Consider the following 15667-nt stretch of genomic DNA (forward strand, 5'->3'; position numbering starts at 1 on the left):
GAACCATTATGACACGTAAACCATTTATCATACTCGTAATTGCATTGCTCGCATTGTCGGGTTGTGTATCGAAAAAACAGAAAGAAAACACACTGAACTTTTCCGGTGCTTTTGCGCTGTATCCGCTCAACATTAAGTGGGCAGAAGAATATAAAAAGACACATGAGGACGTGCGGTTCAATATTTCAGGCGGTGGAGCCGGTAAAGGTATGGCCGATGCACTGGCCGGCACGGTTGATTTGGGCATGTTCTCACGCGAAATTGCCCAGGCCGAAAAAGATAAAGGCGTTTGGTGGGTTGGTTTGTGCAAAGATGCCGTTATCCCCACCATCAGTAAAGACAATCCCTATTTAGATGACTTGAAAAAACGAGGCATAACGCAGGATGAGTTCCGCAAAATTTTTATTGAAGGCAGCATAAAAAGCTGGAATGAAATATTACCAACTGCCGGAAACGAAGCCATTACCGTGTACACACGTTCCGATGCTTGTGGAGCTGCCGGCACCTGGGCAAAGTACCTTGGCGGAACACAAGAAGACCTCGTAGGAGTGGGCATACACGGCGATCCGGCGTTGGCGCAAGCGGTTTCCAAAGACCAATTTGGCCTGGGGTTCAACAACACCATTTACATTTATGATGTAAAAACCAACGAAAAACGCCCGGGAATGGAAATTATTCCGCTTGACCAAAATGGAAATGGTAAAATCGATCCGGAGGAGAGTTTCTACAACACCTTCAACAATGTACTGGCTGCCATTGCCAAAGGCGATTATCCATCGCCACCGGCACGTGAGCTTTACTTTGTTTCCAAAGGCAAACCCACAAAAAAGGCCACGCTCGATTACATCAAATGGACGCTTACCGAAGGCCAAAAATTTGTGAAAGAAGCAGGGTACGTACCCATCACACAAGATAAAATTGACAGTTACCTGAAAAAGTTAAAACAATAATGCATTTCAAACGACGCATAACCGACCGTGTAAACAATACCTGGATGGTGGCCACACTGGCCATCATCCTGCTTTTGCCGCTTATAATGGGCATTGCTTTGTACGCAAAGTCAATTCCCATTTTCGATGCGCAATCGCTGCCGTCCTTACTTGGCTCGTCCAACTGGTCGCCCAACGATGGAAAATTTGGCTTTTGGCCGTTTATTTTCAGCTCCATTTATGTAACGGTATTGTCATTTATTTTTGCTGCACCCCTTTGTTTGTTTGCAGCCATTTATCTTACCCAATTTGCTTCGCGCCGACTGGTGCAATTGATGCACCCGGTAATTGATATTTTGGCCGGTATTCCCTCGGTTATTTATGGCATGTGGGGCATTTTGGTTATTGTACCTTTTGTGGGCGAAGTTCTGGCACCAATGTTTGGCGTAAAAACATCGGGTTATTCCATTCTTGCGGGCGGTATTGTGCTGGCCGTAATGTGCATTCCCTACATGCTGAACATGCTGCTGGAATCGTTTCATGCTGTACCTACAGGATTGAAAGAAGCAGCGCTTTCGTTGGGCGCTACCCGTTGGGAAACGGTAAAGCATGTGATTGTACGTAAGAGCTTTCCGGGCATTATTTCATCCTTCGGACTGGGGCTGGCCAAAGCTTTCGGCGAAACACTGGCCGTGATGATGGTGGTGGGAAATATGGTGCAAATTACCGGCAACCCGTTTAAAGCCGGCTATCCGCTTCCTGCGCTTATTGCGAATAATTATGGAGAAATGATGTCGATACCACTCTACGACTCGGCACTGATGTTTGCCGCACTTATTTTACTGGTTGTAATTTTGGCTATCAACCTCATTTTCCGATACTTTATCTACAAAACCCAAAAGGCATGAACAAAAGAAAAATTATAGAAGAAAGAATATTCAGGCTTTTGACAGGTTTGGCAACCTACTCCCTCATTGCTATCCTCGGATACATTATTGCCATTATCTTTATCAACGGCTTTAGTTCCCTGTCGTTCGATATGATTACCAAAACACCTTCGGGCGGATATTATTACGGTGGCGAAGGTGGCGTGTTGAACGCTATAGTGGGATCGCTGTACATTGCACTGGGAGCTACGTTTATTGCGATAGTAGTTGGTGTGCCGGCTGCACTTTTTATCAATGTTCATTTAATTCGCTACAAACGCACACAAAATACCATACGGTACTTATTGGATGCGCTTTGGGGCATTCCATCCATTGTTTATGGCGCATTTGGTTTTGCACTCATGCTCTATTTGGGTATGAATGCCTCGCTATTGGCAGGAATCATTACTGTAGCTTTGCTCATTACGCCCATTGTTATCCGTACGTTCGACGAAGTGTTGAGCACCATTCCAAAAGGATTGCATGAAGCATCACTGGCCATGGGCTCAACCAAAACCGAAACTGCATTTAAAGTTTTGTTCCGGCAAGGATTTTCGGGATTTATTACGGCTGTACTTCTGGCATTTGGCCGGGGAATTGGCGATGCGGCTTCGGTACTTTTTACTGCAGGCTATACCGACCTGATTCCGAAATACTTAGATGAACCCGCGGCAACATTGCCTTTGGCCATCTTTTTTCAACTTTCATCGCCCATTCCCGAAGTTCGCGACCGGGCTTATGCCGCAGCTGCCATATTAACCATTATCATTCTAATTATTAGTCTTTCAGCAAGGCTATTATCTAAGAATTACTCCAAATCGAACCTAAAATAGTAAAATAATGAACGCACAAAACACACAACCAATGGATACGCAAACTCAATACTTACAGTCTTTTCAGGTTACAAAGCAACCATCTATATTGGAAATTAAAAACCTGAATGTGTATGCAGAAAAGCAGCACATACTGAAAAATATCAATTTGAATATTCCCAAAAATAAAGTTACGGTGCTACTGGGCCCGTCGGGTTGCGGCAAAACCACATTGCTAAAATCGCTGAACAAACTCACCGATCTTTACAGAGAACTGAGAGTATCGGGCCAAATTTTTATTGAGGGAGACGATATATTGAATACGCAAAAAAATGTGGCACTTATCAGGCAAAAAATGGGATTGTTGTCGCAAAAACCTTTTCCGCTGCCGGTTTCCATTTATAAAAATGTAGCCTATGGTATTCATTTAAAAGGCGTTAAAAACAAAGACCTTATCGACTACAATGTAGAAAAAAAACTCCGCGAAGTAGGACTGTGGGACGAAGTAAAAGACCGCTTGCACAAATCAGCTGACAGCCTCTCCATTGGGCAGCAACAGCGCCTTTGCCTTGCTCGCGGACTGGCCGTAAAACCGCGCATCATTCTGGCCGACGAGCCTACATCGGCGCTCGACCCGGTATCGAGCAAAATTATTGAAAACCTGTTTCGTGAACTAAAAAAGCATTACACCATAATTTTAGTCACCCACATCTTGCGACAGGCTCAACGATTGGCCGACAATGTTGTTTTTATGCACTACGGAAGAATCATTGAACAAGGAACCCCGGAACAACTATTCAAAAATCCGAAAAGCCCGCAATTGAGAGAATATTTGGTGGAGGGGAACTAAAAAGAATAATATTGGCGTTTTTAATTTTTTTCGTAATTTTCAGCGTTCTTAACCCGGATAATTCATGGATATGCAATCACAAGGGCAGCAGGCTAAGCCAGAAATAAAATTCAAAGTCCAGAAGGTAATTGCGTTATCCTCTTTCATCATCTTTGCAGGTAAATTAGTAGCTTACTTTTTAACCAATTCAGTGGGTATTCTTACAGATGCACTGGAAAGCACTGTAAATGTAGCTACCGGCATTATCACACTCTACAGCGTTTACATCGCCACCAAACCACAGGATGATAACCACCCCTACGGCCATGGAAAAGCAGAATTCTTATCCGCCTCTGTTGAAGGCTTTTTAATTATTGTGGCCGGCATTGTTATTATTTATGAAGCCATAAAAAGACTGTTTCTTCCGGCCGAAATCTTACAATTAGACGTAGGTATTGTAATTGTTGCAATAGCAGGGCTTTTAAACTATTTATTGGGCTGGTATAGTATTCGCACAGGTAAAAAACACAAATCTATTGCACTCATTTCAGGAGGTAAGCATTTGCAATCCGATACTTATTCCTCTATTGGACTGGTTGCCGGATTGCTGATTCTATATTTTACGGGCGAAGTCTGGTTAGACAGCCTCATAGCCCTTATTTTTGGTGCCATCATTATAGTGACGGGCATAAGAATACTTAAAGAAACCACTTCACACCTAATGGATGAAGCAGACTTTAAGCTTATTGAACAATTCAGGAACCTGATAAAAGAAAATAAAAGCAACAAATGGATTGACATACATAACTTTAAGCTTGTAAAATACGGGAATGCCTATCACATTAATTGCGATTTGGTTTTACCCTATTTTTTAAATCTTGATGAAGCCCATGACGAAGGAGAAAAACTTAAAGCGTTAGTTGTTGAGAATTTTCCAGAAGAAATAATTTTCCATCTACACATAGATGAATGCTTCAAAATTTATTGCAAAAACTGCAGACAAAAAGATTGTCCGGGCCGCCAAAGTGAGTTTGTAACTGAATCTGATTTTGACCTAAAAAAATTCATAAGCGAAAAACCTGAGGATAAATCCTGATTTTTAGAAAATATAATCATACCTTTTGTTTGAAGTTTTAAATGACTAATTTTATACACGCCAGACACTATAAATAACTGAAGATAATATCGCACTTACGGTGCTTACCGTTCCGTTGTAATATTAATCTACTACCATAATACCGCGCCAAATGGCACTTTTAAGAAGATAATAAGGCCGTAGGCCTGATATTATGGTAGATAAAATCTTTGAAAATGGAATATCGCCGCAATGTACCGTAAAATAATAGTATTAAAGGAATTATCGGCGAAAATGTAAGGGAGTAAACAGTATCTATTTGCATAACTCGTTATTATGCAGCTCATTAAGGAGTGTGAAACTTTAGTAAATAATTGCATAAAAAAACACCACCAAATCAACTAAATAATTTTCTGTAAATCACTGCGTTATGGAAAAACTTATTGATAAAATATTTTCATTTGCCGAACCCGGAATTATTCTGGCACTGCTCATCACGGCCATGCTTTTAAACAGCTGGTTTTTTAAACGGCTCAAGAGTCCAACAAAATCTTATCATGTTACAAGAAACTCAATCACTGCTTTTCTTTTTCTAACAGGTGCCCTGGCTATCATATTAACACTACCAATTAGACAGGAATCTAAAGGGCAAATACTGAGCTTCCTGGGCATCATTGTCAGTGCCGGCATTGCACTGAGTTCCACGACTGTATTGGGCAACCTGATTGCAGGCATTATGAACAACTCCATGAAGCGTTTTGGCAATGGAGATTTGATAAAGGTTGGAGATTTGCAGGGTCGTGTGGTTAAACGCAGCGTTTTTCATACTGAACTGCAATTGGAGGACAGTAACTTTGTGACCATACCCAATTTGCACATTGCTTCTAATCCTGTTAAGCTTACCCGTAAAGCTAATACTGTTATTTCCACTACCGTTTCACTTGGATATGATGTTCCTCGCACAAAAATTGAAGAAGCGCTCAAAGAGGCTGCGCTGGAAACCGGCCTTAAAGATCCGTATGTATACATAATGGAACTTGGAGATTTTTCGGTTGTGTATAAAATTCACGGTTTTCTGAAAGATAGCAACCTGTTTTTCAGTACTTCGTCTTTACTCAATGGAAAAGTAATGGATGTGTTACACAAGAAAAAAATTGAAATTGTCTCGCCTACTTTCATGAATCAAAGGCGCGCTGACGAGGTTAACTTTATTCCGGAAGAAACAACTAATGCAAAACCTGAGAAAGAAGAAAAAACACCTGAAGAGCTTATCTTTAATGAGGCGTTGGAGGCGGCTGAAATAGAGAAAAAGAAAAATAACCTGAAAAAACTGGATGAGCGCAAACAAGATTTACAAAAGAAGTTAAAAGAAGAAAAAGAGGACAAGCAAAAAGAGGTAATAAAAGCAGCTATTACCCGTATTGAAAAATTAAAGGAGCAAATAGAAACGCATATAGAAGAACAGAACGAGAAACAAAAGGAATAAAGCTACCTTTAACCCAAATTGAGCGATTATTCCCTTCGGTCATGAGCTAAAGGTTCTCGCTCATTGCTATAACGATAAAAATTTTCGTATGCTGCTTTCCAGGTCGCTCTTATCGACTGGTTTGTTAAGAAAATCGCTGCAGCCCGCTTTTTGAGCTTCTTCCTTATTAAATTCGTCTGTATAAGCAGTTTGAGCAATGATGGGTACCTGTTTATTTAATCTCCTGATTAGTTTTGTGGTAGTGAGTCCATCCTGCCCCGGTAAATTAATATCCATCACAATTAAATCTATATCCGAATTTTGCTCATAAACCCTTATGGCATCAAAACCATCTTTTGCCTGCAATGTGTTAAATCCAAGTTCGAGCAATAGTATTTCGAGGTACTTAAAACTTATTTTATCGTCTTCTACAACCAAAGCAACCTTGTCGTTTGCCGCTTGATGCGTACTTTCATCTGCCGGTTTTTTCGTTTCTGATTCAACAATAATTTCATCAGGTAACACTAATGTAAATTCGCTTCCTTTTTGCTCTTCCGACCACACCTCAATCTGCCCGCCAAGTAATTCAATGTAGCCTTTGCTAATTGTAAGCCCGATACCGGGTCCTTCGTGGATACGTTTTGTACTCATATCGGCCTGCACAAAGCTGGCAAATATTTTATCTTTCGACGATTCAGGTATGCCCACTCCTGTATCTTTCACTTTTAGCTCCAGCCCTTTTTCAGACCGGTCTGCTATAAGTTGTACACTTCCACTTTGTGTATATTTTGCAGCATTTTTTATAATGTGGCCGAGGGTGGTCAACAGTAAACTTTGGTCTGTGTCGATGTAAATATTTTGGTCGTTAATTTTATTGTTCAACTCCCATGTGATATCAGTCTTATTAAAAATATTGTTATGCTTTTCCAGGGCATGACCAAGCATTTCATTTAATGAGAAAACAGCAGGTTTTACCGTTATCTGATTCGAATGGAGCTGCGAAAGCTCCAAAATATTATGGATTGTATTGAGTAAAGCATCACCACTTTGCTCAATGATATTCACATATTTATCGGTTTCTTTAGTAGTTAAATTCGGCTTGCGCAACAGGGCCGTAAAACCTAATATCCCATTAAGAGGTGTGCGTACTTCGTGACTCAGGTTGGTTAGAAATGAAGATTTCAAACTGTCGCTTTCTTCTGCTCTTTCTTTGGCGGCTATCAAATCCGCTATCATTTTCTTTTTCTCGGTAATATCTTCTTTAACCGCTACAAAATGTGTGATATCCCCTTTATCATTAACAATTGGCGAAATGGATGCATTTTCCCAATATAGCTCACCTGTTTTTTTCTTATTTCTAAGTTCACCTACCCAGTCTTTACCGGAAAGAATTGTTTTCCAGAGCTTTTCATAAAATTCCTTTTGATGATAACCGGATTTAAGCAATCTGGAGCTTTTTCCCAAAATCTCATCAGGAGCATAGCCGGTAATTTGCTCAAATGCGGGATTTATATATTCAATTATACCTTTATTATCTGTAATTTCTATGGCCACAGGATTTTGTTCAATTGCCCTGCTTAAAAGTTTAAGTCTTTTTTCTGTTGCTTTTCTTTCTGTAATATCCCTGATGATTCCCTGAACGGCTTTACCGCCCTGGTAGTCGATGTAGGCAACTGAAGCTTCTACATCTTTTTTGTCGCCAGATTTTGTAACAGCAGTAAACTCATAATGCAAATCCATTGGAATGCCCGCCCTGATTTTCTTCAGCCTTGCCTCAATATAATTTTTACTTTCCGGAGCTACGAGATTGATGAAATCGAAATCCGGTTGATTCACTTCTTCTAATGCATAACCGAACATTGCTTCGAATGCTGGATTAATTATTTCAAACTTGCGATTGTACAATAAGTATACAGCATCTACCGATTTTTCTATCAACGACCTGTATTTTTGTTCGCTTAGACTGAGTTGACCTTCTATTTGTGTTTTTTCGTTTCGTATTTTACTTTGCGCCAAAGCTTCCAGAATTGCAAAAGGCAATCGCTTTATTTTTTCCTTTAATACATAATCGTTGGCACCGGCTTTCATGCACGTCACTGCAGTTTCTTCGTTCATGGAGCCTGTGAGTATAATAAACGGAATAAATTCATTCAAAGTGCGTGTAATTTGTAAGGCTTTCATCCCATCAAAAGTGGGCATTATATAATCTGACACCACTATGTCGGGTTCAAATTCGGTGAGCGCTTCTCTAAACTCTTTTTCTTCATCTACCAATCTGTATGCGAAGTCGATGTTTTCTTTTTTAATAACACGAACAGCCAATTCAAAATCTGTTAACAGATCTTCGACAAACAGAATCTTTATTTGATTATTTTCTATCATCTGAAAAGTATAATTTTAGTTGGTTACACTCCTGCTCCTTTTGCTTGCAAATCTCCTGTTCTACCCTTCTATATTTTTTGGTAATGATAAATATTCATGGTTAATTGTTTAAAAAATGCTCAAAACTAATCGATTAAAGGCGGTTGGTTTAATAAAAGCCAGTAAAAGCCAAGACCTCTAACTGCATCTACAAATTTATCAAACTCAACAGGTTTTACAATATAGCTATTTACGCCTAATTTATAACTTTCGGTAATATCTTTTTCTTCTTTTGATGATGTCAAAACAATTACCGGGATGACCTGCTTTTCAGGATCTGATTTGATTTTTTCTAGTACCTGGAGACCATTGATTTTGGGTAATTGTAAATCGAGTAAAATAATTTTGGGGTTCTGCGAGTTTTTCCTGTCTGCAAAAATTCCCTCAGCATATAAAAAATTCAGCGCTTGCTCACCATCTTCAACAACATAAATTTTGTTGGTGAGGTTGTTTTTCTTAAAGGCTCTCATGGCCATCTCTGCATCATTCTTATTATCTTCGACAAGGAGAATTTCAGTCTCTAAAAACTTTTCCATATTGATTGGCTTTTAATCCATTACGAAGTTAAAAAAATATTCATGCCTGTTGATTATTTTCTTTCGTGGGCAATGAGAAGTAAAATGTTGCGCCATGGTTTACTTTGCCTTCTGCCCAAACGCGACCGCCTAACCTATGGATAATTCGCTGCACTATGGCAAGCCCTACGCCTGTTCCTTTAAACTCATCTTCAGTGTGCAACCGCTGAAAAACTCTAAATAATTTTTCTTCGTAAGCGGCATTAAACCCGGCACCATGATCTTTTACATAATACACAACTTCGTCTTTGTTTTTGTATCCGCCGATTTCTATTTTTTTATTTTTCGATTTTGCACTGTATTTCAATGCATTGCTCAATAAATTTTGCCAAACTTGTTTTATCAGACCTGAGTCGGAAATAATTTTCGGGGTTTCATTGACATGAAGCTCAAAAGATTTTTTTTCTTCGTGGGTTGCTACTTCATTGTACATAGATAGTGCTGTTGCTTCCATATCAACTTCAGTTGCCTGCAACCTGGTTCTTGTAACCCGCGAAAGGTTTAACAAATCACTTATTAATTTATCCATTCGGGTAGCGCTATCCATAATGGTTTGAATATAGCGTTTTGCATCATCATCTAATTTGGCCTCGTAATCTTCCATTAGAAATCTGGCAAACCCGTTGATGGCCCGCAAAGGCGCCCTTAGGTCGTGAGATACGGAATAAGTGAAAGCCTCCAGTTCACTGTTTGAAAGTTCCAGCTTACGGCTTTGCTCTTTCAATTCGCTGGTCATTTTATTCAAATCTTCTACCATGTAGAGCATGGCCTTTTGACTTCTGTCGAGTTTGTAAACTTTATCATTCAGTTCTTTTGTTCTTTCTTCAACAGCTACCTCCAACCTGTTTTTTAATGCCCTCAGTTCCTCTTCTGTCTGTTTATGCTGGTCTATTTCTTGCTGCAGGTTTCTTAAAAGTTTGGTGTTTTCAATGGCTATAGCGATAGAGGCTGAAATGGTTTCGAGCATTTTCTGATCAGACTCATTATAGGCTCCCGGTTTGGTGGTTTCAACATTAATTACTCCAATGGTTCTCCCGCCCAATTTCAATGGTACACACAACTCTGATTTTATATCTTCCCTAAGTCCAAAATATCTTTCATCTTTAGTTACATCATCTATTCGGAGACTTTCACCAGTTTTCGCCACCCAGCCTGTAATACCTTTGCCTACAGTTGGTGCTTTCGATTCAATATATGCTTTATCTATTGGAATAAAGTTTCTCCCTTTGCCCAGGTCAGAAATGGCAAAGGGATGCAGCTTTTCTGTTTCCTCATCAATTAATAATATTGCACTATTGTCGTAATTTAATATGCTCTCCAGCACTTTAATCAGTTGATAGGCCAGCTCATCGAGTGTTTTTATCTTTTGTAACAAATGGCTGGCATTATGAATAGCGGTTAACTCACTAACCCGTTGTTTTAACTCATCAGCTGATCTTTTTTGTGCCGTAATATCCATTATATGGCCGTATACCCTTACAACTTTCTTGTTTTCGACAACAGGATGGCCAGATGTACTGACCCACTTTTCTTTTCCATCGGCGCTAATTAAGCGTAAATTGAGGCTGTAGGGTATACCATGATTCACAGCTTTATTAAATTCCTTCTCCAATAGTTTTTGATCTTCTGTATGATAGTAGCTTATAGCCTTTTTTATGTCTGAAATATCAAATTCATCCGGAGAAACTCCATAAATATCGTACACGCCTTTTGTCCAGGTTATTTGTTCCGTAAATGAATCGTATTCCCAGCCACCAACCTTGGTTACACGTTCCATCTCTGTTAACACCTCCTGCTGTTTATGCAGCGTTTGCATGGTTTTTTTATGGTCGGTAATTTCATCGGTTAGGTTTTTTGTTTTTTCTTTTACTATTCGCCTGAGATAATAAATAAAAAAAACAGCGGTAGCAATGGCCAGAGGCACGATAATATAAAGCAATATGAGCAACACTCGCCACAGGTTTATATCTTTGGGTCTGTCGGGCCCAAACCATTGCAATTTAATTTTATCGTAAGTATCGTTTGCTATAATTATTGACAGCCCCTCGTTGAGTTTGTTCAGTAATTGTTCATTACCCTCTTGCACCGCAAAACAAAAATCCTGACGAAATTCAGATAATGTAAAGTCAAGTGGATGTATGGTTTCTATTCCAAGCTCCTGGAGCAAATGTAAACCTGTAATACGTTGTGTAATAACTGCATCATATTTTCCTTGAGATAATGCAACAAAAGCTTCTTCGAAGGTATTGGTTGTATAGATTTTATCAGAAATTTTTTCTCGTCGAACAAATTCTTCGGCATTATCGCCTTGCATAACAACAATTTTTTTTCCGTACAGGTCATCCAGCGAATTGATACCTTTGGTTTTGTCCCTTACAAAAACAGCCCCATGGAGTGAAAGATAGGGCATAGTGAAATCGAAAAACTCTTCGCGCTCCGGGGTTCTGCCAACTAAAGGTAATGCATCTAATCTGCCCCGCGCCAAATCGTTTTTAATCTGATTCCAGATACCTATTTTAATTTTAACATTTAATCCAACTGCATCTACTGCTGCCCGGAAAAGGTCTACTGAAAACCCATCTGCCTGTCCGCTTTCATCAACAATGCAATATGGGGGATAATCGGGTTCAGAGGCAATGACGATGGTGTCATTTGCCTGAGAGTTTTGCGTAATATGGCCAAATAAACCAGTGTGGGTAAGGGTTAACCAAAATAATATGATGTATTTAGCATTTATAAATTGCATTGCCTTATTTATTTGCTTTTTAGCTGTTCCAACTCGTTGCGCAATTCTTTAATCCGGAATTCTCTTTCAATAGTAGCCTCCTGGAAGCGTTCCAGTTGCTTGACGCGCTCCTTCATCTCTTTTGTTTTTTCCTGCACCTCATTTTCAAGGTTTTCTTTTAATGATCTTAGTTCTTCCTCAGCTTTTTTTCGCTCAGTAATATTTAATATTGTACCTGTAATTTTAATAATATTTCCATTCTCATCTTCAACTGCGTTGGTTGTAACAGCAAAAATTCTTATGGGTCCGTAATGTGGATTGCTCCGGAACTCAACAGCAGATGGCATTTCACCCTTTAAGATTTGTTCCAGGGCTTTCTTAATAGACGGCTGCTCATCTGGATGAATATGTTTTAAAATATCTTCATAAGATGGTACGTTATCTGTTTGGTCGAATCCGAGCATCCGATACATTTGTTTCGACCACCAGTTCTCTTTATTTTCTATATTGTATTCCCAACTCCCCAGTTCAGCACTGTTTTCTGCCCTTTCCAGACGTTCTGAGTTTTGTTGAAGGTCGATTTCTTTTTTAACTAAATCTGTAATATTTTCGGTATACACAATAATACCACCAACAGCCCCAGCTTTGTTATACCAGGGCCGGCACTCCCATCGTGTATACGCTGTTTCATCATCCGGCTTAATAAAAACATCACGGTTGGCACTTAATACCTCTCCGGCAAGGGCCCTTTGATGAACTTCTTTCCATTTTTGCGGTATATAGGGTATCACATCGTAAAATTGGCGGCCAATAACTGGTTTTCCCTGCAGGTTATATTCTTCAATATAGCGTTGACTCACATAAATGTAGTTAAGATTTTTGTCGTGCACGGCTACACTGTTGTTGGAATGTTCAATAATATACCGCATTAAGTTATGAGAATGCTCCAGGTCTTGCTGGGCTATTTTCCGTTCGGTAACATCCATTACAATTCCCTCTATAAAGCCTACTGCTTCTGAATCATAATGAATTTCTCTGCCTTGTTCCCACACCCATTTTTCCCGGCCGTTTTTATCTTTTATTCGGTATTCTATCACAAAAGGCTGTGCAAGGTTTACAGCTTCCTGAGTTTTTTCATAAACCATTTCTTTGTCATTGGGGTGAATGAGATCTGCATAGGCAACTTTTGCATTGTGGAGCATCTCATCAGTATCATAACCCGTTAAATCTTTACAACCGGAGCTTAAAAACTCCATGGTCCAATACTTATCGTTTTTACACCGATAGGCCATACCAGGCAAATTGTCCAGCAAAGTATTTAATCTGCGACGATTTTCATGAATAGCCACTTCTGCTTTTTTTTGCTCTGTGATGTCTCTGCCTATGCCTATAACTTCTGTTATGTTGTCACTTTTATTTTTTATGGCAGAATAGTTCCAGGCTATCCACACTTCTCCACCCGGCGTCAATGCTTTTTCTTCGAAGTATACTTTATTTGGTGGTGTATAAATCTTTTCCATTGCCTGAATTACCGAATCACGGTCTTCCTCATGACCAGGCGACATAAAATACTTGCCCAACAGCTCATCCCTATCTTTCCCAAACAATTTACAATACGATGGACTAACGAATGAAAAACGCCACTCAGAATCAATTTTAATAACCAAATCTGTCTGGTTTTCTACTATTAACCTGTATTGCTCCCTGCTTTTTTCTAGCTTGGCCTCTGCCTCCTTTTGCTCCGTGTTGTCCAATAAAGAAGCCACACTCTTATCAGTGCCGGGAATCATTTCTACGGTTAAAAAAAGATTTCTTCTGCGATTTTTTTTATCTATAAATTGAAATTCATATTCCGTAAGGGCTTCTTGTTGGTTTTTCCGCCTCAACTCATGCTGCTCGCGCATTCTTGCTAAATCTTCGGGCACAACGAAATCCATCCATGTTTTTTTGTGCTCTATTTCCTTCAAAGAATATCCGGCCAATTTTGCGAACATTCTATTAGCCAATGATATGGTGCCATCTTTTTCGATAATAGAAGTAGCTGTTCCGGTATTCTCGAAAATGGTACGGTATTTCTGCTCGCTTTCCTTCAACTTTTCAATCATTGAGTATTCCTCAGTAACATCTCTAAAAACAAGCACTACACCAACAATTTCACCGTCGCTATTTTTTATGGGTGAACCGGAATCAGCTATTTGATAGACCTCGCCCTGGCTGGAAATCAATTTTGTGTGATTGGCCAATCCGACCATCTCACCGATCTCTAAGACTTTTTTTACTGGATTTTCTACTTTTTCTCCAGTTTGAGTGTTATATATATTAAAAATACGATCGATGTGTTCTCCTTTAGCGGCTTCACAGCTATAGCCTGTAAGTTTTTGGGCAACTGGATTTAATTGCTTCACATGCCCATCTACATCAGTAGATATCACCGCGTCTCCTATAGAATTAAGTGTTATTTGCAAATGCTCTTCGCTTTCATCCTTTTCTATTTCGGCCTTTTTACGGGTAACGTAAAGACTTATATTTCTGGCAAGTGTATCTATCAGTGTGCGTTCCTGCTGTAAAAAAGGGCCTTCAGCTTCGGCGGGTTTTTGCTCACTGTAAAAAACTTCCAGGCTTCCATGTTTGTTGTCGTTTATGTTAATATCTGCTTCCTGCTTCCATTTACTTTCACGAAAATTTGCAGACACATACACCTTTTTTCCCAATTTTATTCTGGCATGGCTAACCTCAGGATATTGCCAGGCATTAGGAATAAACGCCACTGATTTTTGTAAAAACGCATCAATAGATATCCCAGAAGTTTCGGATATATTTGCAATTGTATAAAGGCATTTTAATTCTTTAATGCGCTCTTTCAGTTGTTCGTTAATTTGATTTATTTCAATTACATAGGCAATCTTTGCTGCTGATTCTTTGGCACGCTCTTTAGCCAATTCTATTATGAAAGAGGGCCTGCGTTGATATGCAGTTGCCTGTTTATTGAGCTTTTTGAGCGGTATATGAAATTCTTCCGATAGTTTTTTTAGTTCTGCATCATTGTTCGGAGGGTTACCATATGCGAAACTAATGGCTCCGGGGACTTCATCATTAACAATTACCGGAACCGCATATAAACCCATACCTCCAGGGCATTTTAAATCTACAGGTTCCCGCTTTTTAATACATTGAAGGGCTACATCTTTCCAATATGATTCATGACATAACCATGCTGCATTTTCATTGGGTTCCTGTTTATTGTCGTCATTATGTAGTTTCCTGGAAGCCTCATTCATCAATCCATACCATCCTGAAGAAATCAGGCGTAAGGCATAATCTCCGTTTAGTTCAAAAACTGCAGCAGAAGTTTCAAGTAGATCAATAAAATCAGCACAAATATCTTTTAACTGATCCGGGCCAACTGTTTTTATAATCAAGCCCTCTTTATTTAAACCGGTGAAGACATCATAGGTTGGGGTATTTTGTTTTGTAGTTCTTTTAAAGGGCAAAGAGTTTTTTATAGCTTCAAGTTCTTCCTTTTCATTTGGACCATCTTGTGCTTTGTATTGCGCTAAACTGCGCTCTAATTCATAAATTCTGATTTTTAAATCCTTGTTCTCGCTTTTCAATTTATTAAAGAACGGTAAACCCATATAACCTCCAATGTATAAAGCCTGTATATCTATACCATATTAACGAAAACGACTCATAAAAGTTCTGAGTTCGGGGTCTCATATAACACAAGATTTTATCTATTATTAAACAATTAAGTAACTAATTTAACAAGAATATTTTAGTTTGTGCAGCTACTTTGATGTTATTCGAGAAAGGCTATAACTAAAAATAAATTCTCCTGACTTTTTCTGAAACATTAAGAGCGTTACATCAAAAAAAATAATGTTCACATATAATAATACAAAAAGGCTGT

10 protein-coding genes are annotated in these 15667 nt (G+C 39.2%); 6 read left to right on the forward strand and 4 right to left on the reverse strand.

What is annotated here, in order from left to right:
- The first annotated feature begins 8 nt into the window (after positions 1-8).
- The 6 genes from ACTB0Y_RS15575 to ACTB0Y_RS15600 all read left to right on the forward strand — a co-directional run bounded on the left by ACTB0Y_RS15575 (position 9) and on the right by ACTB0Y_RS15600 (position 6057).
- Entirely contained in the window at positions 9-950 is a 942-nt protein-coding gene (locus ACTB0Y_RS15575; RefSeq protein WP_463207759.1) for a PstS family phosphate ABC transporter substrate-binding protein, read from the forward strand.
- A complete protein-coding gene (gene pstC / locus ACTB0Y_RS15580) occupies positions 950-1837 on the forward strand; it encodes a phosphate ABC transporter permease subunit PstC (protein ID WP_463207760.1) in 888 nt (295 codons plus the stop codon). The genes ACTB0Y_RS15575 and pstC overlap by 1 nt, the downstream gene beginning before the upstream one ends.
- Positions 1834-2688 carry a phosphate ABC transporter permease PstA gene (pstA, locus tag ACTB0Y_RS15585; protein ID WP_463207761.1) on the forward strand — a complete coding sequence of 285 codons (855 nt, stop codon included), beginning with the start codon at positions 1834-1836 and terminating at the stop codon, positions 2686-2688. The genes pstC and pstA overlap by 4 nt, the downstream gene beginning before the upstream one ends.
- Before the next feature lie 31 nt (positions 2689-2719).
- Positions 2720-3517 carry a phosphate ABC transporter ATP-binding protein gene (locus tag ACTB0Y_RS15590; protein ID WP_463207762.1) on the forward strand — a complete coding sequence of 266 codons (798 nt, stop codon included), beginning with the start codon at positions 2720-2722 and terminating at the stop codon, positions 3515-3517.
- A 64-nt stretch (positions 3518-3581) separates the two neighbouring features.
- The gene (locus ACTB0Y_RS15595) at positions 3582-4592 is read left to right on the forward strand and encodes a cation diffusion facilitator family transporter (protein WP_463207763.1); all 1011 of its coding nucleotides are present in this window, start codon (positions 3582-3584) and stop codon (positions 4590-4592) included.
- A gap of 409 nt (positions 4593-5001) precedes the next feature.
- Positions 5002-6057 carry a mechanosensitive ion channel family protein gene (locus tag ACTB0Y_RS15600; RefSeq protein WP_463207764.1) on the forward strand — a complete coding sequence of 352 codons (1056 nt, stop codon included), beginning with the start codon at positions 5002-5004 and terminating at the stop codon, positions 6055-6057.
- A gap of 66 nt (positions 6058-6123) precedes the next feature.
- Here ACTB0Y_RS15600 and ACTB0Y_RS15605 read toward each other — a convergent pair whose 3' ends face one another.
- The 4 genes from ACTB0Y_RS15605 to ACTB0Y_RS15620 all read right to left on the reverse strand — a co-directional run bounded on the left by ACTB0Y_RS15605 (position 6124) and on the right by ACTB0Y_RS15620 (position 15392).
- Entirely contained in the window at positions 6124-8418 is a 2295-nt protein-coding gene (locus tag ACTB0Y_RS15605; RefSeq protein WP_463207765.1) for a hybrid sensor histidine kinase/response regulator, read from the reverse strand.
- Between the two features lie 125 nt (positions 8419-8543).
- The gene (locus ACTB0Y_RS15610) at positions 8544-8993 is read right to left on the reverse strand and encodes a response regulator (protein WP_463207766.1); all 450 of its coding nucleotides are present in this window, start codon (positions 8991-8993) and stop codon (positions 8544-8546) included.
- Positions 8994-9033: 40 nt separating this feature from the next.
- Positions 9034-11778, reverse strand: a complete 2745-nt coding sequence (locus ACTB0Y_RS15615; protein WP_463207767.1) for a transporter substrate-binding domain-containing protein — start codon at positions 11776-11778, stop codon at positions 9034-9036.
- Between the two features lie 8 nt (positions 11779-11786).
- Complete coding sequence (locus ACTB0Y_RS15620; RefSeq protein ID WP_463207768.1) at positions 11787-15392, reverse strand: PAS domain S-box protein; 3606 nt, start codon at positions 15390-15392, stop codon at positions 11787-11789.
- Positions 15393-15667: the final 275 nt, after the last annotated feature.

Source organism: Salinivirga sp., from assembly GCF_055145285.1.

Bases quoted from the DNA above. Each gene is read 5' to 3' on its own strand.
- ACTB0Y_RS15575 (WP_463207759.1), top strand. From the start codon at position 9: ATGACACGTAAACCATTTATCATACTCGTAATTGCATTGCTCGCATTG.
- pstC (WP_463207760.1), top strand. From the start codon at position 950: ATGCATTTCAAACGACGCATAACCGACCGTGTAAACAATACCTGGATG.
- pstA (WP_463207761.1), top strand. From the start codon at position 1,834: ATGAACAAAAGAAAAATTATAGAAGAAAGAATATTCAGGCTTTTGACA.
- ACTB0Y_RS15590 (WP_463207762.1), top strand. From the start codon at position 2,720: ATGGATACGCAAACTCAATACTTACAGTCTTTTCAGGTTACAAAGCAA.
- ACTB0Y_RS15595 (WP_463207763.1), top strand. From the start codon at position 3,582: ATGGATATGCAATCACAAGGGCAGCAGGCTAAGCCAGAAATAAAATTC.
- ACTB0Y_RS15600 (WP_463207764.1), top strand. From the start codon at position 5,002: ATGGAAAAACTTATTGATAAAATATTTTCATTTGCCGAACCCGGAATT.
- ACTB0Y_RS15605 (WP_463207765.1), bottom strand. From the start codon at position 8,418: ATGATAGAAAATAATCAAATAAAGATTCTGTTTGTCGAAGATCTGTTA.
- ACTB0Y_RS15610 (WP_463207766.1), bottom strand. From the start codon at position 8,993: ATGGAAAAGTTTTTAGAGACTGAAATTCTCCTTGTCGAAGATAATAAG.
- ACTB0Y_RS15615 (WP_463207767.1), bottom strand. From the start codon at position 11,778: ATGCAATTTATAAATGCTAAATACATCATATTATTTTGGTTAACCCTT.
- ACTB0Y_RS15620 (WP_463207768.1), bottom strand. From the start codon at position 15,392: ATGGGTTTACCGTTCTTTAATAAATTGAAAAGCGAGAACAAGGATTTA.